This window comes from Sulfurimonas sp. (genome assembly GCF_034005705.1).
GTDB lineage: Bacteria > Campylobacterota > Campylobacteria > Campylobacterales > Sulfurimonadaceae > Sulfurimonas.
Map to the genome: position 1 here is coordinate 145,830 of NZ_JAVEUF010000002.1, position 19,790 is coordinate 165,619.

The window sequence follows — 19,790 nt, forward strand, 5'->3', positions numbered from 1 at the left end:
TTACGCTTGTGTAGTGGTTTTTGGAGCCTCTTTTGAAGTGCTCTCTTCGCTAGACTCTACTTTTTTAGGAGCATCTGTTGATGCGGTTTTTATCTCTTCCTCATCATCATTTTTCATCTCAGCTTTAAAGTTCTTTATTCCTTTTCCAAGACCTTTTGCCAACTCAGGTATCTTTTTTGCACCAAACAGTAATACAACGATCGCCAAGATTATTAACAGTTCTTGTCCGCCAGGCATTCCCATATCTATTCCTTTTATAAATTTAAGTCCGAAATTATAACTAAATTAGCTGTAACTTCTCTTATCATAACTATATTATCAGCTTATTGTTATATATCTTCCCATTTTCTTGCAAAGTCGTTTATCTCGTTTGCAGGGATTTTCACCCTTGCCGCATTTGCTATTGTTTTTAGAGTCGCTGCTGCCTCTGAAAAGTCATCATTGACAATAAGAAAATCATACTCGCTGATCCTCTGTATCTCCCTTTTTGCCATATCGATGCGACGGTCTATCACCTCTTGAGAGTCCGTAGAGCGAGCCTCTAAACGTTTTTTTAACTCTGAGAGCGTAGGAGGGGAGATAAAGACGGAAGTCGTTATGTCCCCGAGTCTGTTTATGATGGTCGCATTACCCTGAACATCTATATCAAATATAACGAGTTTGCCGTCTTTTAATGCCTCTTTTACGGGCTTTATTGAGGTTCCGTAGTAGTTGCCGTGTACAAAAGCATACTCTAAAAAAAGCTCCTCTTCTATATCTTTTTTAAACTCTGCCTCATCCACAAAGTGATAGTGAACACCGTCGATCTCGCCCTCTCTAATCGGACGTGTAGTGGTAGAGATAGAGAAGTAACACTCACCGATATCGCCTATAACCTCGTTTAACAAAGAGCTTTTGCCCGCCCCGCTTGGACCTGAAAGAACTAAAATTGCACCTGATCTGTGGTTCACTACTTGTCACCCAAAGTAATATTGATGCTTATCTTCATACCTTTTAATGATGCAGCCACATCCTCGTTTGAGAGCGCTTTTAGAAGTTTTTTCAACGCTTCTACACCATCATTAGAACTCTTTTCAGACTCCTCTTTATCGCCGCACACTTCTTCATCTTCTGCATCGTCTATATCGTCGATATCCTCTTCATAATCATCAGACTCATCATAATCGTCTGCTTCAATCTCTTCATCAACCTCTTCGCCTATCGCCAATTTAAGGTCTCTGCTTGTCAATGAATCTATGTCAAGCAATATGTCTTCGTCTATTTCACTCTCAAGATCTTCTGTAGTGAGCTCCTGAACCGCTTCATGTATTTGCGACTCTATATCCTCTTGGTCAAAATCACTCTCCTGCAGATCATCTCCAAGCTCTAACTCATCCTCTTTCAGCTCATCTTCAAGCTCAAGTTCCTCATCTTTTGCCTCTGTCTCTTCTTGAGTTTCCTCTTCTTCATCGACATCTTCAAAATCAAGGTTCTCATCTTCGAGGTCAAGCTCGCCGTCTTCATCTTCTTCGAGTTCTATGTCATCATCAGCAACCAGCTCTTGGGTCTCTTCATCAAAGCCCATATCCTCTTCTTGCGAGTCTATATCATCCTGCATCTCAAGATCATCTTCAAGCTTTAACTCATCTTGAGCTTCCAGTTCATCTTCAAGCTCCAGCTCATCTTTAAACTCGTCATCTTCTGCCTCGGTCTCTTCTAAAAGGTTTTGAACCTCTTGAAGCTCCTCTTTATCCAGCACTCCGCTCTTCTCACTCTCTTCTTCATCCAGCTCCAGATCATCCAGATCGCTGCCCTCTTCTTCATCTAAAGAGTCTATATCGTCCTCTAGTTCAAGCTCTTCATCTTCAAACCCATCATCTTCGAGCTCATCTTCAAGTTCATCAAGTTCACCTTCAAGCTCCTCGTCCCCGGCATCATCAAAATCTTCCAGATCATCAAGCTCTTTTGCAGCGCTCTCATCTTCAATTTCGGTATCAGAGAGCTCATCGGACTCATCCTCGTCAAGACCGTCGAGATCTTCCAGCTCGTCCAGATCACCGAAATCATCCATATCATTATCAAAAGCGAAATCATCTTCAGCCTCTACTGTTTCGCTTTTTTGAACTCTATCTTCGCTACTAGTTACACTCATTCCTTTTGCCAATGAGACAAGAGTCTCTACAAGGTCGGTAGGCAAAAAAGGCTTATGAATTGTTGAGTTGAATCCTTCTACTGCCTTAGCATCTTTCGCACAGATATAAAGAGATTTGCTAAACTTCACTTTCGATTTCAACTCATCGAACAGCTCCCCGCTATATACTCCGTCATCAACGATCACAAGGTCGTAAGATGTAGAGTCAATATCCTCTAATTTCTCTACTTTATCGAGTTCATCTGAAGTTTTTTGTACGCTTAGTGTTACTAATTTATTGACTACAGGATTATTGTTTATAAGTAAGATTTTCATTACGGTTTCCCTTTAAGAGGCTCTTTTGACATTATTGTATCGAAAAAAACTAAAAAAACGTCTCTAAAAAGTTAAAAGCTTCGAGCATCTCCCCTTTTAAAATAAGCATGGTGGCAGTAAGAGTGGCTATCAAAACAACAAAGGAGACCATGATCTTTATAGGAAAACCGATAACCAAAAGATTGAACTGCGGCATGGTCTTCATCAGCATCCCAAAAATCACATCCGCCAGCCATGAGAGTGCAATAATAGGAAATGCGATCATAAATCCGACCATGAACATGTTTGATGTCGCCATGATTATATATCTAAATAGATTTTCGCTCATCAAGAAGCCGCCAAGAGGTATCTTCTCCAAAGAGCTGTCTATAAAAAGCAGCATCCAGTGATGCATATCTATGGCAAAAAGTATCATAAGGGCTATGAGTGATAAGAACTGCGAGATGATCGGCATTGAAACGCCCGTTTGCGGATCTATGGCACTTGCCATTGAAAAACCCATCATAAAAGAGATCTGTCCTCCTGCAAACGTTATTGCATTAAAGGCTATCTGCAAAACGACACCTATCGCAAGTCCAAAAAGGAGCTCGCCGAGAATCGCTACAACTATGCTTGGCATCGTTATTGGTATCTCCAGCGGAGGCATAGAGGGGTAGAAGACTATTGTGAAAAAAAATGCCAGTGCCGCTTTTACGTTCATTGGAATGCTGTTGTGAGAAAATATAGGCACCGCCATAAAAAGAGCACCGAATCTGAAAAACAGAAGAATAAAGCCGACTATGTAGGTATCGCTGAAGATTTGCGGCCAGCTCATTGTCAACTCCTTTTAAAGATCAGCTTACTTTTACCAGCTTTTTATCTATAAGCTTATAGATATTATTACATCTATGGGCAAGTTCCTCATCATGAGTCACCATCACCATACCTGCTTTATGCTGCTCTATATACTCAAAAAATATATCCATTACCTCGTTTGCCGTGACCTTATCCAAATTTCCTGTCGGTTCGTCCACAAAGAGTATGCGTGGCTGTTTTGTCAACACTCTGGCAATCGAGACCCTCTGCTGCTGACCACCTGAGAGCTCTGTCACTTTTTGATGTATCACTTTATCTATTTTCAATCTTTTTAGAAGATTTTCATCAATATCCTGTTTTGAGAGTATCGCTGCGATCTCGAGATTTTCCAAAGAGCTAAAACCCTTAAATAGATAGTGCGATTGAAAGACAAGCCCAAGCTCATCTCTTTTTATTCGTGAGAGTCTCTTTTTACTCATGCCAGAGACATCCTCTCCAAAGAGAGAGACATCTCCGCTATCGGGTTTTAATAGCGTTGAGAGTATATGAAGCAATGTCGATTTTCCGCTTCCGCTGATACCTATGATGGCAACAGACTCTCCCTCATTTACATGAAGCGATATATCCGAGAAAAGTTCATAATCAAAACTGTGCGATAAATTTTTTGCAGATAGTAAATTCATGGGAGGATTATAGCTAATTAATAGACTTCTTGCAAAACCCGTAACACTCTCAGAGAGATCAAAAGTGGTGAGATTGTACTAAACAAATTTTTATGCCTAGCCAAAGCTAAGGATAAAACATTTTTTTGTGCAAGATTACTACTTTTCATCTCTCCCTATGGGCACTTAAAAGAGAGCTTTACTCTACGTTAGATAACCTCCAGAGTAGCTACGGCTACGCTGAAGAACATCTGCCTTGATTAAAACTATCTTTTATAGTGCTGAGAGAATTAGGAGTTTTGCAAGAAGTCTAGTCACAAAATATCTTTTTGCACCCTTTTCTTGAACGCATCTCCAATCTTTTTTCATAGACCCTCTCTACGATCTTTTTCATCATGTACGCAAGGTATCCGCTGAAGCCAAAACCGAATATTTTAGCAGCTGCATAGCCTCTGCCCAAAGCTATTAATATTCCTCGGGACTTGATTTTGTGTGCTATTAGCGGTTTTTTCTCTATTAGATTGTTTATGTTTTTGGCGCATATATCTGCCATCTGCTCTGCGGTATCTGCTGTCGGTGCGACGATTTTTCCATCGTTGTATATGCTCGTGCAGTCGCCTATGGCAAAAACATTATCGTGACTTTGTGTCTGAAGATAGCCGTTTGTGACAATATATCCCATCTCGTTTTTATCGATAGAGAGCTCATGTACAAGTCCGTTTGGCTCAATACCGCCTGCAAATATCATAAAATCCATAGGAAGCTCTTCACCGCCGCTTAGCTTTGCTCTCTCTTTTGTTATCTCAACGACTTTTCTCTCATTTTTTATCACTACGTCAAGCTTTTTTAATCTCTGATCACTCTTTTTTATCAACTCCTCATCAAGCCCCTGCAAAATATGCTTGCCGGAATTTACGAGCACAATGTTTAGTTTTCTGCATATAAAGTTGTTCTTGCGATAGAACTCTTTTGAAAACGACGCCATCTGAGCCGCTATCTCTACACCGCTTAGACCGCCGCCTGCTACTATTATATTGATAGGCTTACAGCTTGTTCCGCTCTCTTCTACCCTTTTAAATAGCGACATCTCGAATTTTTGCTTAAAATACATAGCGCGGTGGAGAGCTTTTACACCGTACGCGTATTCGCGAAGTCCGGCAACATCTGCTCTAAACTTGGTACGCGCACCGACTGAGATTACAAGGTAATCGTATCCGTATCTCTGAACAGAAGTTATAACTTTTTGATTTTTAAAGTCAATGTTCTTTACCTCCTGTTTTATGAAGGTCACATTGCCCTCAAAGCCGCTGCAAAAGGTAAAAAGATCGACCGTTACCTGAGCAAAATCATTCTCGTTTGCTATGAGGTCATATACGTCTGTCTGTGCGAAGTGGTAGGGGTTCTTATCTAAAAGCAGTATCTCGTTTTGCGGATTTTTTGCAAGCCTCTCAACGGTGCGAAGCCCGCCGTAACCGCCGCCTATTACAATGATCTTATTTTTATTCAAAACTTACCCTTATCGGTTTATTTGAAAAAATTATATCATCTTTGGTCTGTTTAGCTAAATTATGTTGAAAATTTTGATTGTAGTTATATGCGGGAGAGAGTTAAGGAGTGATCCTTAACCCATTTGAGCAGCGACTTCTGCAGCGAAGTCGTCAACTTTTTTCTCAATACCTTCGCCGACTTCAAAACGAACAAAGTCAACTATCTCAGCTGTTCCGCCAAGATCTTTTGCTGCTTTTTCAACAGCTTGAGCAACAGTCAGTTTGTCATCTAAAACATAAGTCTGATCAAGAAGTGCCTGCTCCTTGTCTAAAGTAGTGTTGTCATCTATAAAACGAGCAAGTTGTCCAGGAACGATCTTGTCCCAGATCTGCTCAGGTTTTCCCTGCTCTTTAAGAGCCGCTTTGATATCAGCTTCAGCTTTTGCCAAAACCTCATCGCTAAGTTGCATCATAGAGATAAACTGAGGAATGTTCTTTAGAGGCTTTTTCAAACGCGCCAACTCCTCATTCTCTTTTTTAAGAGCTTCGATTCTTCCCTTTGTTTCACTCTCAACAAACTCCGCATCAAAGTCTTTATATGAAAGTGTTGTAGGCTTCATAGCTGATGCGTGCATTGCAATATTTTTAAGAGTAGGCACTAGCCCCTCTGCAGTTTTCTTGCTGTCACACTTTGCTAAAACGATAACCGCAATACGATTGTTAGAGTGGATGTAACCATTAAGAGCAACAGTTTCGTCATCAGCTTTTAGCGTAGCAAAACGGCGGATATCTATCTTCTCACCGATCTTTGCAACGCTCTCAGCGAAGTAAGAACCAAAAGATGTTGCTTTTAAGCTCTCTACATCTGCAGGAGAAGTAGAGTATATCTCTTCAGTTGTTTTAAGAACCAGGTTCTTAAAGCCTTCGTTTTGAGCAACAAAGTCTGTCTCAGAGTTGATCTCAACGATAGTAGCTTGAGAGAAGTCATCAGCAAGTTTGAAACCTACAAGACCTTCAGCAGCGACTCTGTCAGCTTTTTTAGCTGATTGAGCGATACCTCTCTCTTTTAACCACTCTGTTGCTTTTTGCATATCTCCGTCAGACTCAACTAGAGCTTTTTTACAATCCATCATAGGTGCGTCAGTTGCTTGGCGCAACTCTTTTACCATTGCTGCTGTAATATCTGCCATAATTATACTTCCTCTGTCGTAGTTTCTTCTTCAAATGCGTCGATATCTTCTACAGATGCGCTCTCATCAGCTTCAACTTCTTCATCTGAAGCTTCAACTTTTCCACCGTCTCTAAGAGCTTTACCCTCATTGATAGCTTCAGTCATCTCACGACAGAAAAGCTGAATAGAGCGGATAGCATCATCGTTACCAGGGATCGGGTAAGTGATAAGATCAGGATCACAGTTAGTATCAAGTGGAGCAACAACAGGAATACCTAAACAACGAGCCTCTAGAACAGCGATATGCTCTTTAACAGCGTCAACTATGAAAAGCATGTCAGGAAGTTTTTTCATATTGCGGATACCGCCGAAGTATACTTCTAGCTTCTCTTTTTGACGAGTAAGCATAAGTGCTTCTTTCTTAGTTAAAAGATCCATTTGACCGTTCTCTTGCATCTCGCTAATAACGTCAAGTTTACGGATAGACTTTTGAATAGTAGGGAAGTTTGTAAGCATTCCACCCAACCATCTGTTATCAACGTAAGGCATACCACAAGCGATAGCTGCATCTCTTACAGATTGGCGTGCTTGTTTTTTAGTTCCAACGAAAAGAACAGTTTTACCCTCAGCCGCCGCATCAACAACGATCTGGTACGTGTTACGGAAGTAACGAAGAGTTTTTTGTAGATCTATAATATAGATGTTTTTACGAACACCGAAAATATATTTTTTCATTTTCGGGTTCCAACGACGTGTCTGGTGTCCGAAGTGTACACCACACTCCAATAGGTCTTTCATAGTTACCATTCAAGGTCCTTTAAGGGCGTTTTTCAGCCAGAATTTGCGTCAGTTAACTTTGGTAATATCGGGTAATACCCACCTAAAAAGGGGGTTACACTGACTTTTGATACATACCTGTTGAATATTTCTTCAACTATTAAAGTGAAAGAAAATCCGCGAATTGTACTAAAAATATGTTTAATATAAGCTTTTTTATATTTAGGATAACTGCATTTGAGATACTGCTTTGTAACACCCTCTCTATCTATTAGATTTTTTTATATAAAATTATCACAATTTAAAAATTTTTTTATATATTCTGGGTATAGTACTAGTGAGAATATCAACAAAAAAGCATTATTTACTGCTTTTAAATAAGGGATGAATATGAAGAAGCCACTACTGCTTTCATTAGCTGCTGCTGCGCTGATTGTAACAAATCTAAGTGCCGAATCTACTATGTACGAACGCTTTGAAGCAATGGAGCGTGAGATGAACAAGTTAAAGCAAGAGATTGCTGAACTTAAAGCTCAAAAAGAGTCTCTCCAAGAGGAAGAAGAGAGCGAATCAGAAGCTGTCGCTTCAGATGATGCAGCAGAAGATACAGAAGTTGTAGCTTCTGCCGAAGAAGCAGAGGAGGAGGAGTCGGATGAGGATGATGAGTATATTCCGACTACAGAAGACAGACTCTTTGACATCGAGGAGAGCATCGCTGAGCTAAACAGAAACACATCTGGCTCACACCTGAAGTTCCAAGTTGACTATAGATTTGCTATAGAAAATATGAACTATGAGATGGCTGATGGAGACAAAAGAGAAAATGACGCCTTTATGACAAACAGACTCTGGATAGACATGGGCTACAAAGCTACGAACAACCTAAGCTTTATTGGTCAACTTGCATATAATAAAGCTTTTGGTCAACGCTCAGGAGCAAGCGACCCAGCGAGTGCTTCACTTGAAGGTTTTGACTGGATCGCAAACGAAAGTGCCTATGATGATAAAATAAGAGTGCGCAGCGCATACTTCTTATGGCAAGACCAAGAGTTTTTTGGTATGGACATTCCATGGACCTTTAGCATCGGTCGTCGTCCATCAACTAACGGTGCACTTGTAAATCTTAGAGACGACGATCATGCAAATTCGCCTGTAGGTCACGGTATAAACGTAGAATTTGACGGACTTAGTTCTCAGTTTACGCTAAACAAAGAGTGGGGAACTTCTATAAAATTCTGTCTTGGACGCGGGATGAGCGAGGCGGCACCTAAATTTTCTTCAGACGGTACTCCTTATGCTGACATGAATGAAGGCGCAAACTCTGATATAGATCTCGCAGGATTTATCTTTACTCCGTATGAAGATAGACAGTACAAAGTATCGAGCATGTACTACTACGCAAGTAATCTTATTGATGTAAAAGATCCTGATGCAAATCCATTGACTATAGATTATAGAGATGGCTTTGATACTGTTGGCGGTCTGCATAGCGGGGTTATTTATGCTATGACTAAGGGCATAGGCAATGGATGGAGCGACTTTTTGGACTACACTACAGTTTTTGCGAGTTTTGCAGTTTCAAAAACTGATCCAAAAGAGGGTCAAAGCATGCTTGGTTCAACAGAGAGCGAAACGGGTACATCTTTTTGGATTGGAACACAGTTCCCTTCGCTTATCTCTGACTATGGAAAGTGGGGTGTAGAGTATAACCATGGAAGTAAATACTGGAGAAGTGTAACGTATGGTGAAGATACAAACATAGGTTCAAAAGTTGCAGCTCGCGGTGACGCTTATGAGGTATACTTTACAGAGTACCTTGTTGAAGATATTCTATCGCTTCAACTTCGTTATACATATATAGATTATGAGTACAGTGGAAGCAACGGTTTCTTTGGAAGTACAACTGGTACTCCTGTAACAATAGATGAGGCTGTTGCTTATGGAATGGGTGATCAAGTTGTAGATAATGCTCAAGACATCCGTCTCTACATTCGCTATAAATATTAATAGCTTTATGTAAAAAATTGTTTTGAGCGGTTCGAGTGCTTAAAATTTCACACGATGTGAAATTTAGCACTCGTCCTCGCAAATAATTTTAAGGATGAAATTATGAGAATGAGCGAAAAACAGTTTTTAAGAAACTAAAGATTGTAGTTCTTCTAACTTCTCTTTAACGATTCTTGCGTGATCTTTTACTTTAACATTTTTCCAAATAGCTTTTACGACACCTTTTGGATCTATGATTAGAGTTGAGCGTACGATCCCCATATACTCTTTGCCGTAATTTTTCTTCATCTGCCACACGCCGTATGCTTGTAGCATCTCTTTTGCCTCGTCGCTCAAAAGAGTAATACTAAGATCTTTTTTCTCAATAAAGTTTCTATGTTTTGCCGTAGAGTCTGCACTAACACCGAGTATGACCGCATTTAAAGAGCTAAAATCGGGTGCTGCCTCGCTAAAGTCGCACGCCTCTGTCGTACACCCCGGAGTGTTGTCTTTTGGGTAGAAGTAGAGAACTATCCACTTCCCCTTGAGATCTCTTAAACATATCTCCACATCATCCTGATTTGGCAGACAAAACTCCGGTGCAACACTTTCTAATTCAACCATTTTATTCCTTTGTAATATTAACTAAAACTTATCTTTTGTTCTTCCGTTTATCATCGTAGAGATCAGACCATGCTCTTCTCTTATATCTGCAACAACAACTCCCGCTATGTGAAGAGGTATAAATATCAAAAAGTAGTTATACACTAACTCGTGAAGCTCTTTTATGCTTTTAACGGTTGCATCTGCCAAAGCCAATTCCTCTTTAAGATACATTGCAAAACCGCTGATAGTCATAAAAATGATTACCGCATACAAAATATAGTATGAAACTTTAACACCTTTTTTATGAAGATCCAAAGAGGCAAAATCCTCTTTTTGGCTCTTGTCAAAAAAGAACAGAGCGATCCTGTAAACTACCAAGAATGCAAGAGCGTAACCAAGTATAATATGCCACTCCCACATAGGAGCACGAATGGCTTTTGCTATCGCTACCGCATCCTCTTTAAATATCTCAACTCCCATATCGGAGAGTTTTGTCATTATAATCTCAGAGTTAGTCCTCCAACTTAAAAATCCTTTTCTAAGCAGAACGGTTCCCACCAAACCTAAAATAACTATGGCATTTAACCAGTGCCAGACTCTAAAAATTGCCGTGTACTTCATCTTAAGCTCCTTAGTAAACAAACATTAAAAAATAGACCCATATCCCGGTTACGGAAGTAAGTACCACTCCCGCAAATGTTATAAGACCCATTTTTCTGTGAACACCTAATTGTAACAGTTTTTTGGCTCTAAAGATAGCTATCGCCCATAATACGACCGTGATGACCGCAATAATGATATGGGCAATGAGGACCATAAGAGCGTAGCTGTATGAGACTCCGCTCTCCTGCATAAAGGCTGCAAAACCGCCGCCTACCCTCACACCGTACTCAAAGTATGTAAGGATTATGACGGAAAAGGCAAATATTATGATCTGAAGATATGAATGGAGAGCGTAATGCTTATTTCTCGCAAACGAGATAGCCAGAGTCACAAGAAACGGCAAAAGCGCAACTATAAGTGTTACCAAATCCATAAAGAGCGGCGCGCGCGTTCCAAAAAAACCTGCTTCAAACATATATCCTAAATTGTTATCCATCTTTTAAATCCTCTTTGTTTTTTGATAATAAATATACCACGAAGCTAATAAAACCAAGGTCATAAGAACTCCGATCGTTATCTGTTTTAAATAACTCTCGATAAGCTCTTGATTTTCTCCTATAAAGTAGCCGAGCATTACAAGGATCAAAGCCCAGATCCCGGCTCCCAAAGCCGTATAAGTAGAAAATACCGCCAGATTCATACGAGCCAGACCCGCAGGGATGGAGATAAGCTGTCGTATTCCCGGAACCAATCTTCCTATAAATGTAGAGATATGCCCGTGCTTTTGAAAATATGTGTCCATTTTCAAAAGAGCATCTTCGCTGATAAAAAAGTATTTTCCATACTTTTTGAGGATCTTTCTTCCCAAAAAGAGTGCCAAAAAGTAGTTTATAAAAGCACCCGCCATCGAACCGCCAAGAGCACTCAACATTATCATCCCCATGTTCATATCGCCTTTTGACGCCAAATAACCGGCAGGGATAAGGACTATCTCGCTTGGAAAAGGGATGAACGAGCTCTCTATGGTCATAAGCAGAAATATCCCAAGGTAGCCCCAGTCAAAAATCAGATCTACAAGATCGGCTGCCAGCTCTCTAATCATTTGACTTCCTGTGCGCATCTAGTATCATCATCTTTGCCACGTCCCTGCTTGAGTGCTCCATCAGAGCACTACTTTTTTTACTAAGATCTTCATCCAGAAGCCCCATCAGTTTCTCCCTAAGACCCTCACCCTCTCTCTCGCACCACCCCATCTCGTTTTGAACGATAAAGCGTGCATTGTGGTATTGATGATCGGACGCGGCATGAGGAAAAGGGATAAAGAGCGCAGGCAGTCCGTTAGCGCAGAGTTCCCATAAAGTACTCGCACCTGAGCGGCTGACCGCCAGATCCGCCTTTGACATCAAAGATGGCATCTCTTTTGTAAAAGCGTAAAGTTCGGCTTCTATGCCCAGCTCTTCATATTCTGCTTTTACTCTCTCATAATCCCTCTCACCGGCTTGATGGATGATCTTGATTCCTCTGCTTTGAAGCTCGCCTGCTACACTAAGCGCCAAGTCGTTTATGGCTTTTGCACCTTGTGAGCCGCCTAAAAAGATAACTGTTTTTATCTTCTCTCTCACTCTTGAACTTTTAAAGAACTCATCTTTTACGGGATAGCCTTTTACAGAGGAGTTCTCATCGTAAGCGGAGATAAATCTTGCGGCAAACGGTTTTAGAAGCGAGTTCAGTCTTCCCTCTACCGCATTTTGTTCATGTATAAAAAGTGGGATCCCTCTGCTTATGGCTGCGAAAGAGGCTGGAGCCGCCGAAAAACCGCCTACGCTGTAGACTGCTCCTATTTTATGGCGTTTTAAAATGGCTCTTGAAGCAAAAAATGCCTTTAGTACCAGCCAGAGCGCTTTTACTTTTTTAAGCCCCTTTTGATTTACGACGCCAGTCGTCTCTAAAAAATAGACATGGCTAAAAGTGCTGTGATCTTCAAAATATTTTCTGTCCTGCCCGCTCGTTGAGCCTATAAAGATCGCTTCATGTCCCTCGTTTGCCGCAGCTTGCACAAGAGCCTCGGCGATCATAAGATGCCCGCCTGTTCCGCCGCCTGTTATACAAAACTTCATCTGTTTTCCAATATTGTCATCTTATTTCATCTTCGCTTTTTTGGATGCCATAAGTACCATTCCCACACCGATGGAAGCCGCCAAGATGGATGAGCCTCCGTAGCTCAAAAACGGAACGGATATCCCTTTGATCGGCGTTATTCCGCTGATGCCATACGCATTTACCAAAAATGCGAATGATAGAAGCAGCCCTACTCCAAGACTAAAGAGGTAAACTCTTTGATCTTTTGTACGGTTAGCGATCTTAAAAATTCTCTGCAGCATCCACATAAATATAATAACTACCGCCAAAACCCCGAAAAATCCAAACTCTTCGGCAAGTCCAGCAAGAACAAAGTCGGTGTGAACCTCACTTAAAAAACCGAGCTTAAACGTGCCGTTTGCAACCCCGACTCCAAAGAGTCCACCGTTATGTATGGCATTTAAAGAGTGCCCTATCTGGTACGGTTCAACCTCTGTGGGAACTCTAAGCTGAGCGGCAATGGCGTCGGGGAAAAGCTCCAGCACGCTGTTTTGTGCAAGCGCCCACCAAGATTTTATACGCAGTATCCTGTGTTCGGCACTTACGATAAAAAATATAAAGAACATAAGTGTCCCGATCAAAAGAGTTAAGAAAAATCTAAAACTGCTTCCAGCAAACATAAGCATAAACAGAAGCGTGAGCCCGATAACCACGACCTGACCAAGGTCATTTTGAACAAAAGCTATAATGAACATAGCACCCACAAAGACAATGCCGTAGGGAGCAAACCTTATATACTCCTCTTTTACGCCCATGCCGTCGTGATACCCGAGCTTTCTGGAGAAGCTCCACGCCAAAAAGTAGATAAACCCTATTTTAAAGAACTCAACGGGAGCAAGAGAGAAGCCAAAGACCTTTATCCATCTCTTTGCCCCTCCGACCGCCGAGACAAGAAAGTCAGGCAAAAAAGGCATAGCTATCATCAAAACGGTCGAGCCGATAAATAATGTAAAACCTATAGGGGTGAGCAGTTTATCCGGGTCTCCTTGCGCCAAAAGCCAGATCACCAGTATGCTAAATATGCCAAACGCTGCCTGACGAATGGCAAAGTGAAACTCATTTACGCCAAAAAGTATGGTCGTATATGCCGAGAGCGTGTATGTGAGGATTATGCTTATGCCGATAAGTATAGAGACGAGGGTAAAGAGCTTTGTGTCTGCCATTAAAGATTACTTTATTTTGTTGATTTTCAGAACAAACTCAACTTCTGCTTTAGATATATGAAGCTCTTTTGAAATGGTCTCCAGAGTTACTCCCTGCTTATACAAAGAGATTATCTTCTCATCATCGTTTCCGTGAATAGAAGCGGGAATGGATATCTGCTTAACGCCGCTCTCCAACGAAGATAGACGTGAATTTATATGCTCATCTATGGTACTGATGCTCTCTTCTAATCTTTTTAGGCTAAGAGAGATAGGTTTTACCATATCGTAAACAGTTCTCTCTACCTCTTGGTATATCTCATCGTCACTCATACGGCTTGTGTTTTTTTTGATGCCCGCCTGAGTATCGCTGAGCTGTTTTTTAAGATAGAATATCTCTCTGTTTAGCTCCTCGGCAACCGTTGCTACTGAGCGGATGTTTTTGTTGTACTCCGAATCTTTTGTAAAAACATAGTAGATAAGGTACAAGATCATAGCTGCCATCGCAACTACCAAGTACTCTACGTTTATAGCCTCAAGATTCATTCTCTGCCCTCTTTTGCTTCACGGATAAGGACTCTCTCTCTTGCGGTCAGATATGCGCTCCACTCTCTCTCGTCACGTTCATGCATCTTTGTTATCTTTGCCAAAGAGCCATCAAGCGCAGTAAAAAATATGCCTACGTCTCTCTTTGGATGAACAGGCATGGCAACTCTGCCGTAGTACTCCACGCCCTCTTTTAGAATATCTTGGGAGAGTTTAAAGTGCTCAAACCCTATGGAATCAATGTCAACTTCATGGCTCAAAGATACCCTTTTTGGCTCCTCGTTCTTTAAAAACTTCTCTAAGTTGTCCACTTTTCTATAAAGTTCGACCATAAGGTTGAGTAAAACAGGATCGGTATCGCTGGTATCGCCCTTTGCACGTGCGAGTTTTAGCCACTGGTTTATCGGGTCTTCATCGCTCTCGCTTAGCTGCTGATACTCTCTTAAGTAAGCCTCTTCATCGCCCTGGACCTCACTAAACGCTATGTCAATAGGTGCTTTTACTAATCTTACGCTCATAATAAAACCTTGTCAAATATGATCAAAAAGAAAAACACTACACCTAAGTAGCCGTTGACGGTAAAAAAGGCGCGGTCTATTTTTGTAAAATCTTTTCTCACAAGATAGTGTTCGTAGCCGAGCATCACTGCACTTAGCACTACGGCAAGGTATGCGAAAAAGTCAAGCTCCGCGACCCAGACAAAAAGCGCCCAAAAAATTATGGTCAGAATATGAAAGAGCGATGAGAGCAGAAGGGTAGCTTCAGAACCGTACATCGAAGGGATGGAGTGAAGACCTTTTTCTTTGTCAAACTCCATATCCTGCAAAGAGTAAAGAAGGTCAAAGCCCGCAACCCAAAAGATAACACCAAGACTCAGCATAACCGACCACGGAGTTATCTCGGCACTTACCGCCACGACTCCTGCTATAGGAGCAAGCCCGAGTGAAAGACCCAGCACGATATGCGCCAAAGACGAGAATCTCTTAAAGTAGGAGTAGCTGCCCAAAACCCCAAGGATAGGAAAACTAAGGGCAAATGCCAGCGGATTTATCATATATGCCACCGCAACAAAGACAAGAGCGTTTACGACGGTAAAGATCATAATGCTTGAAGCGTCAAGCCTTCCGTCAACATTCGGTCTTGAAGCTGTTCTAGGATTTAGCGCATCTATGTCTCTGTCTGCATATCTGTTAAGACCCATCGCAAAGTTTCTTGCACTCACTGCGGCAAATACGCCTAAGATAAGCAGCCAAAACCCGAACCAGCCGTCCGCTGCGACTATCATTGCTATAAAAATAAAAGGGAGTGAAAAGATAGAGTGTTCAAACATGACAAGTTCGTTAAAATCTCTGAGTTTGCTTATATATCGCTTCAAATTGAACCTTGGCACTTTTTTGTTTTATTTTACCCAAAGTTGATTTAAAATTGCTATAATCCTGAGATGATTCAGCTCGCAATTATAGGTCCTACGGCATCAGGAAAAAGTGATTTGGCGATAAATATCGCAAAAAAAATCGATGCCTATATCCTCTCGATCGATTCTCTAAGCATCTACAAAGAGATAGACATCGTCTCTGCAAAACCGTCAAAAAAAGAGCTTCAAGAAGTTAAACACTTCGGCATTGACCTTCTAAATCCTGATGAGTACTTCAGCGTTGAAATTTTTATAAACCTCTACAAAGAGGTGGCATCTCTTTGCAAAAAAGAGAAAAAAAACCTCATCATCGTAGGTGGAACATCCTTTTACCTAAAATCACTTATAAGCGGGCTCTCCGAGATTCCAAAGATAACCAAAGAGGCGGCTGAGCGTGCAGAGGCAAGAGTGCGCGACCTAAGTAGCTGTTACGACTTTTTGTATGAGCTAGATGAGAAGTATATGAAAAATATCTCGCCATCGGACAGATACAGGGTAGAAAAAGCGCTCCTTATCTATGAGGCTTCAGGAGTTGCTCCAAGCCAGTGGTTTGAGGCAAATCCTCCAAAACCGATAATAGAAAATCTCCCTATTTACAACATTGATGTTAGCAGAGAAGTTTTAAGAGAGAGGATCAAAAAACGCACTCTAAAGATGGTCGAGTCGGGCTTAATAGATGAAGTCTGCCGCCTAGAACAACGCTACACAAGGCTTCCTAACTCGATGGGCTCCATAGGCATTGTCGAGGTTTTGGAGTATCTTGACGGTAAAGTGACGTTTGAGCAGATGGTAGAGAATATCTCGACACACACAGCACAGCTTGCAAAAAGACAGCAGACATTTAACCGCACACAGTTTGAAAATATAATAAGCGCGCCGCTTGAGGATCTTGAAGAGATCATCTTATCTTATATCTAAAAAACTCTCTATCTCCTGCGCTATCTCGTCAACTGCCTCTGTCGCTTTTTTGTAGAGCACTTTTGAGAAGTAGGCGTCATTTATGGCAATGCTTGGCTCATAGTTGTTTAAAATAGATCTAGTAGCAAACTGTGCCATCATGTTTACGCCGATAACATTGCCGCTTGTGCCGATGACGATCAACAGCTCGCAATCCTGAATATGCCTGCTCAGCTCCTCATACATTGGCGCAGCTTCGCCGAAAAAGACAATGTTTGGTCTTAGCTTTGAGCCGCATGAGGGGCATATTCCGCCGTTAAACTCTTTTTGGCTTGCATACCCTACATCAAAAATTTTCTCGCAATACGGGTCTTGACATCTAAGCTCTCTTAAAAAACCGTGAAGATGAATAACCTCATCGGAATCTAATCCCGCTTTTTCAAAAAGGTTATCCACATTTTGCGTAATTACCGCTATCTCTTTGCCGTATCTCTTTTTTAGAGCAGCTATTACCTTGTGAGCATAATTCGGCTCTTTGCTTTCTAACTCTGCTCTTCTTTTGTCGTAAAACTCTATGGTCAGCTCTTCGTGCTTTTGCATACTGTCATAATTACAGACAACATTCACATCGTACTCATCCCATAGCCCGCCGCTGTCCCTAAATGTACTTATGCCAGACTCAGCGCTTATACCAGCACCGCTTAAAATCAAAACTTTTGCCATCTGCTTCTCCCAAAACAAAGAACTACCGTATCGCTTTTGCACTCTTTGCCAGCTCTGCCCATGCGGACTCAGGCGCTGCATCTATAGCTTCTTGGTATGCTTTTTGCGACTCATCATCTCTCCAGAGCTTCTCAAGCACGCTACCTAGAAGATACTTCTGTCTTGCTCTTTGCGTGGCATCGAGTTCTAAAGCGTCAAGCGAACTTATCACCTCAAGTGCTCTGTTGTAGTCCTCTTTTTCTATATAAGCTCCATAGAGGGCAAACTCAACGAACGGGCTTTGCGCGTATGAGTCTGAGCTCTTCTGTATAGCCATTATCTTCTCGCCGTACTCTATGACCAAGTTGTTGTCTTTTATATCACTTCCAACTGCCATTACCGCGACATATCTCTCAATATCCCTGTAGTCATCTCTGTAGACTTTTGTAAGAGCTACGATCGACTCTATCATCTTCTGCTGATCTTCTAGCCTGTGATAGGTGTCAAAAAGAGTTCTGTATACATCTTTGTACTGTGACTCTTTATCATCTTTTATAAGCGCTATTAGCTCTTTTGAGGCTTCAATAACATTGGAGTAGTTTCCTGTCGCAAAATCGACCTTTATGTATCTGGATAGCCACTTTTTTCTATGTTCAATATCTTTTGATTTTAGGTTTTTATCCGCCATCTTTTTAGCAAGTTCAAAATCAGCACCCTTCATAGCGCACTCATAGACTCCGTCATCCCACTCGTCGGAGAGCTCGATCTTATACTGTGATGAGATAAGAAGCACGCTGTTGCACTCTTTAAGCTCAAGGGCACGTTTCATCGTTCCTATTGCAGCTTGAGTTATTATCTCCTGCACATCAGGATACTCCTGCTGATTCAGATTTAACAGCTCCCGCTCCATGCCCAGTGCCTCTGCGAACATTTCTTCGGCTATTAAAAGCTTTGCCTTCTCATATATGGCTTTATTTCCGATACTGTCGTCTTGATACTCATCCATAAGCTTGTCATAGGTCTCAAGTTTTACCGAAGCGTTCTCATCGCTTACATCAAAGAAGAGTGAATCTTTTGCGATCTGAACCTCTTCGGCATACATGCCGCCTCCAAAACGCTCTAGATATTTGTTCAGCGCACTTAGAGCCTCTTGCTTCTTGTCTGTCTTGCTCAGCCAGATCCCGATATTTCTGGATAGCTCCTCATAAACATCCTCGGTAGGCTCAATATTTTCAAAAAGAGCCTTTGCGATTCCTGCCGCTTGTACAAGCTCTGCATTGTCCGCAAGGTCATACATCATATCCATAGATTTATAGATGTTTGTCTGTGCGAAGTACTCAGGTTTTGCTTTTATGATCTTCTCTATCTGAGCGGCCGCCCCTTTTGCATTTGAGTTAGCCATATGATTTTGCGCCAATTTAAATGCCGCCTCCGCAGCTACATCTATGTCATCGCTCTGTGAGAGCACTTTTTCGTAAAGGGTTCTCGCCCTTGTAGAACTGCCGTCATTCTCAAGCGACTCTGCCAGATATATATAGCCCCAGTAAGAGTAAGGTGAATCTGCATGTTCGTTAAAGAGTCTGTCAAAAAAGTAATCCGCATCACTACTCATGCCAAGCTTTGAGTATGCTCTGGCTATGAGAGAGAGGACCTCTGCTACATTTTCATCAGAAGAGTACTCCCTTAAAAACTCTTTTGCCGCCTCAACCACCTTTTCATTCTCTTGGAGCTTTGAGAAGACCCTGATCTTATAAAAAAGCAGCTCGGCTCTAAATAGCGAGTTTGGATACTCTCTCATAATATCATTTATCAACTCAAGCGTAAACTCGTAGTTCTTCTCTTCGTATAGCTTTTTTATCTTTAGATACTCGGTTACGTCTCCGACCTTTTTTATATGAACAGGATTGCCTTTCATATCCAAAGAGCCGACATAAGGGAGCATATCCTCCGGGTACGTAAAAGGGAAGTTTATCGCCGCTTCGGAGTACTCATGCTTTTGCAAAAGAGGCATCTCATCCGGATAACCGACTATCATCCAGTGGTTTGAGAGCTTTATATCCGCACTAAAGATCGTCTCCTCTTTTTTAAGGTCAAAGACCATGGGAAAGAGCTTCATCTTGTGAAACGGCTTTATCACTAAAAAGAAGGTCTCTTTTTTTGTCTCTGTGTCTATCTCAAAAAAACTGTTTTGGAGTTTTTGTATCTTCTGTGAAGGTGATTTTGAAAATGCGCACACTATTTTTGAGACCGCTTCAAAATCATCCAAAACCTCTTGGCATAGAAATTTTTCGCTGTCTCTTATGTGGAAAGTGGAGTATGGCTGATGATTCTCTTTTGCACCTTGAAGAGATATTTCAAGGGCAAAAACATTAAAAGCAAAAAGAGCAAGAAGTACTATTTTTAACAAATGAAATACT

General features: G+C 41.4%; 21 protein-coding genes. 2 read left to right on the forward strand and 19 right to left on the reverse strand.

What is annotated here, in order from left to right; all coding sequences use genetic code 11:
• From RBR61_RS02230 to rpsB, 8 genes are all read right to left on the reverse strand, one after another.
• Positions 1 to 243, reverse strand: coding sequence for a twin-arginine translocase TatA/TatE family subunit (locus RBR61_RS02230; RefSeq protein ID WP_137015040.1), 243 nt, complete (start codon positions 241 to 243; stop codon positions 1 to 3).
• 86 nt (positions 244 to 329) lie between these two features.
• Positions 330 to 950, reverse strand: a complete 621-nt coding sequence (gene gmk / locus RBR61_RS02235) for a guanylate kinase (RefSeq protein ID WP_320341877.1) — start codon at positions 948 to 950, stop codon at positions 330 to 332.
• The gene (locus RBR61_RS02240; protein ID WP_320341878.1) at positions 950 to 2,446 is read right to left on the reverse strand and encodes a DNA topoisomerase IV; all 1,497 of its coding nucleotides are present in this window, start codon (positions 2,444 to 2,446) and stop codon (positions 950 to 952) included. The genes gmk and RBR61_RS02240 overlap by 1 nt, the downstream gene beginning before the upstream one ends.
• A gap of 49 nt (positions 2,447 to 2,495) precedes the next feature.
• Complete coding sequence (fliR, locus tag RBR61_RS02245; RefSeq protein WP_320341879.1) at positions 2,496 to 3,260, reverse strand: flagellar biosynthetic protein FliR; 765 nt, start codon at positions 3,258 to 3,260, stop codon at positions 2,496 to 2,498.
• Between the two features lie 19 nt (positions 3,261 to 3,279).
• The gene (locus tag RBR61_RS02250) at positions 3,280 to 3,924 is read right to left on the reverse strand and encodes an ABC transporter ATP-binding protein (protein ID WP_320341880.1); all 645 of its coding nucleotides are present in this window, start codon (positions 3,922 to 3,924) and stop codon (positions 3,280 to 3,282) included.
• Between the two features lie 289 nt (positions 3,925 to 4,213).
• Complete coding sequence (locus RBR61_RS02255) at positions 4,214 to 5,410, reverse strand: FAD-dependent oxidoreductase (RefSeq protein WP_320341881.1); 1,197 nt, start codon at positions 5,408 to 5,410, stop codon at positions 4,214 to 4,216.
• 114 nt (positions 5,411 to 5,524) lie between these two features.
• The gene (gene tsf / locus RBR61_RS02260; protein WP_320341882.1) at positions 5,525 to 6,580 is read right to left on the reverse strand and encodes a translation elongation factor Ts; all 1,056 of its coding nucleotides are present in this window, start codon (positions 6,578 to 6,580) and stop codon (positions 5,525 to 5,527) included.
• 2 nt (positions 6,581 to 6,582) lie between these two features.
• Entirely contained in the window at positions 6,583 to 7,368 is a 786-nt protein-coding gene (gene rpsB / locus RBR61_RS02265) for a 30S ribosomal protein S2 (protein WP_320341883.1), read from the reverse strand.
• Between the two features lie 360 nt (positions 7,369 to 7,728).
• Between rpsB and RBR61_RS02270 the strand changes: the two genes are divergently transcribed.
• Positions 7,729 to 9,345, forward strand: coding sequence for a DUF3373 family protein (locus RBR61_RS02270; protein WP_320341884.1), 1,617 nt, complete (start codon positions 7,729 to 7,731; stop codon positions 9,343 to 9,345).
• 126 nt (positions 9,346 to 9,471) lie between these two features.
• Here the strand turns inward: RBR61_RS02270 and bcp are convergent, their stop codons facing one another.
• The 9 genes from bcp to mqnP are packed head-to-tail and all read right to left on the reverse strand — an operon-like array spanning position 9,472 to position 15,735.
• Positions 9,472 to 9,948 carry a thioredoxin-dependent thiol peroxidase gene (gene bcp / locus RBR61_RS02275; RefSeq protein WP_320341885.1) on the reverse strand — a complete coding sequence of 159 codons (477 nt, stop codon included), beginning with the start codon at positions 9,946 to 9,948 and terminating at the stop codon, positions 9,472 to 9,474.
• A gap of 21 nt (positions 9,949 to 9,969) precedes the next feature.
• Positions 9,970 to 10,551 (reverse strand): cytochrome b/b6 domain-containing protein, encoded by a 582-nt coding sequence (locus RBR61_RS02280; protein WP_320341886.1) that lies wholly within the window; start codon positions 10,549 to 10,551, stop codon positions 9,970 to 9,972.
• Positions 10,552 to 10,561: 10 nt separating this feature from the next.
• Positions 10,562 to 11,029 (reverse strand): DUF420 domain-containing protein, encoded by a 468-nt coding sequence (locus tag RBR61_RS02285; RefSeq protein WP_320341887.1) that lies wholly within the window; start codon positions 11,027 to 11,029, stop codon positions 10,562 to 10,564.
• Positions 11,030 to 11,032: 3 nt separating this feature from the next.
• Entirely contained in the window at positions 11,033 to 11,635 is a 603-nt protein-coding gene (locus RBR61_RS02290; RefSeq protein ID WP_320341888.1) for a DedA family protein, read from the reverse strand.
• Positions 11,628 to 12,650 (reverse strand): undecaprenyldiphospho-muramoylpentapeptide beta-N-acetylglucosaminyltransferase, encoded by a 1,023-nt coding sequence (murG, locus tag RBR61_RS02295; RefSeq protein ID WP_320341889.1) that lies wholly within the window; start codon positions 12,648 to 12,650, stop codon positions 11,628 to 11,630. The genes RBR61_RS02290 and murG overlap by 8 nt, the downstream gene beginning before the upstream one ends.
• Positions 12,651 to 12,671: 21 nt before the next feature.
• Positions 12,672 to 13,835 (reverse strand): FtsW/RodA/SpoVE family cell cycle protein, encoded by a 1,164-nt coding sequence (locus RBR61_RS02300; protein WP_320341890.1) that lies wholly within the window; start codon positions 13,833 to 13,835, stop codon positions 12,672 to 12,674.
• 6 nt (positions 13,836 to 13,841) lie between these two features.
• Positions 13,842 to 14,360 (reverse strand): hypothetical protein, encoded by a 519-nt coding sequence (locus tag RBR61_RS02305; RefSeq protein ID WP_320341891.1) that lies wholly within the window; start codon positions 14,358 to 14,360, stop codon positions 13,842 to 13,844.
• Complete coding sequence (locus RBR61_RS02310; protein WP_320341892.1) at positions 14,357 to 14,878, reverse strand: hypothetical protein; 522 nt, start codon at positions 14,876 to 14,878, stop codon at positions 14,357 to 14,359. Before RBR61_RS02310 ends, RBR61_RS02305 begins: the two co-directional genes overlap by 4 nt.
• A complete protein-coding gene (gene mqnP, locus RBR61_RS02315; protein ID WP_320341893.1) occupies positions 14,875 to 15,735 on the reverse strand; it encodes a menaquinone biosynthesis prenyltransferase MqnP in 861 nt (286 codons plus the stop codon). The genes RBR61_RS02310 and mqnP overlap by 4 nt, the downstream gene beginning before the upstream one ends.
• Positions 15,736 to 15,801: 66 nt before the next feature.
• Here mqnP and miaA point away from each other — a divergent pair, with 66 nt between their 5' ends.
• Positions 15,802 to 16,692 carry a tRNA (adenosine(37)-N6)-dimethylallyltransferase MiaA gene (miaA, locus tag RBR61_RS02320; protein WP_320341894.1) on the forward strand — a complete coding sequence of 297 codons (891 nt, stop codon included), beginning with the start codon at positions 15,802 to 15,804 and terminating at the stop codon, positions 16,690 to 16,692.
• Here the strand turns inward: miaA and RBR61_RS02325 are convergent.
• Positions 16,678 to 17,394, reverse strand: a complete 717-nt coding sequence (locus RBR61_RS02325; RefSeq protein ID WP_320341895.1) for a Sir2 family NAD-dependent protein deacetylase — start codon at positions 17,392 to 17,394, stop codon at positions 16,678 to 16,680. The genes miaA and RBR61_RS02325 overlap by 15 nt on opposite strands.
• 22 nt (positions 17,395 to 17,416) lie before the next feature.
• The gene (locus tag RBR61_RS02330; protein ID WP_320341896.1) at positions 17,417 to 19,780 is read right to left on the reverse strand and encodes a flagellar protein; all 2,364 of its coding nucleotides are present in this window, start codon (positions 19,778 to 19,780) and stop codon (positions 17,417 to 17,419) included.
• Positions 19,781 to 19,790 lie beyond the last annotated feature (10 nt).

Coding starts and splice junctions, on each gene's coding strand:
- RBR61_RS02230 (WP_137015040.1), bottom strand. CDS start 243: ATGGGAATGCCTGGCGGACAAGAACTGTTAATAATCTTGGCGATCGTT.
- RBR61_RS02240 (WP_320341878.1), bottom strand. CDS start 2,446: ATGAAAATCTTACTTATAAACAATAATCCTGTAGTCAATAAATTAGTA.
- fliR (WP_320341879.1), bottom strand. CDS start 3,260: ATGAGCTGGCCGCAAATCTTCAGCGATACCTACATAGTCGGCTTTATT.
- RBR61_RS02250 (WP_320341880.1), bottom strand. CDS start 3,924: ATGAATTTACTATCTGCAAAAAATTTATCGCACAGTTTTGATTATGAA.
- tsf (WP_320341882.1), bottom strand. CDS start 6,580: ATGGCAGATATTACAGCAGCAATGGTAAAAGAGTTGCGCCAAGCAACT.
- rpsB (WP_320341883.1), bottom strand. CDS start 7,368: ATGGTAACTATGAAAGACCTATTGGAGTGTGGTGTACACTTCGGACAC.
- RBR61_RS02270 (WP_320341884.1), top strand. CDS start 7,729: ATGAAGAAGCCACTACTGCTTTCATTAGCTGCTGCTGCGCTGATTGTA.
- bcp (WP_320341885.1), bottom strand. CDS start 9,948: ATGGTTGAATTAGAAAGTGTTGCACCGGAGTTTTGTCTGCCAAATCAG.
- RBR61_RS02280 (WP_320341886.1), bottom strand. CDS start 10,551: ATGAAGTACACGGCAATTTTTAGAGTCTGGCACTGGTTAAATGCCATA.
- RBR61_RS02285 (WP_320341887.1), bottom strand. CDS start 11,029: ATGGATAACAATTTAGGATATATGTTTGAAGCAGGTTTTTTTGGAACG.
- RBR61_RS02290 (WP_320341888.1), bottom strand. CDS start 11,635: ATGATTAGAGAGCTGGCAGCCGATCTTGTAGATCTGATTTTTGACTGG.
- murG (WP_320341889.1), bottom strand. CDS start 12,650: ATGAAGTTTTGTATAACAGGCGGCGGAACAGGCGGGCATCTTATGATC.
- RBR61_RS02300 (WP_320341890.1), bottom strand. CDS start 13,835: ATGGCAGACACAAAGCTCTTTACCCTCGTCTCTATACTTATCGGCATA.
- RBR61_RS02305 (WP_320341891.1), bottom strand. CDS start 14,360: ATGAATCTTGAGGCTATAAACGTAGAGTACTTGGTAGTTGCGATGGCA.
- RBR61_RS02310 (WP_320341892.1), bottom strand. CDS start 14,878: ATGAGCGTAAGATTAGTAAAAGCACCTATTGACATAGCGTTTAGTGAG.
- miaA (WP_320341894.1), top strand. CDS start 15,802: ATGATTCAGCTCGCAATTATAGGTCCTACGGCATCAGGAAAAAGTGAT.
- RBR61_RS02325 (WP_320341895.1), bottom strand. CDS start 17,394: ATGGCAAAAGTTTTGATTTTAAGCGGTGCTGGTATAAGCGCTGAGTCT.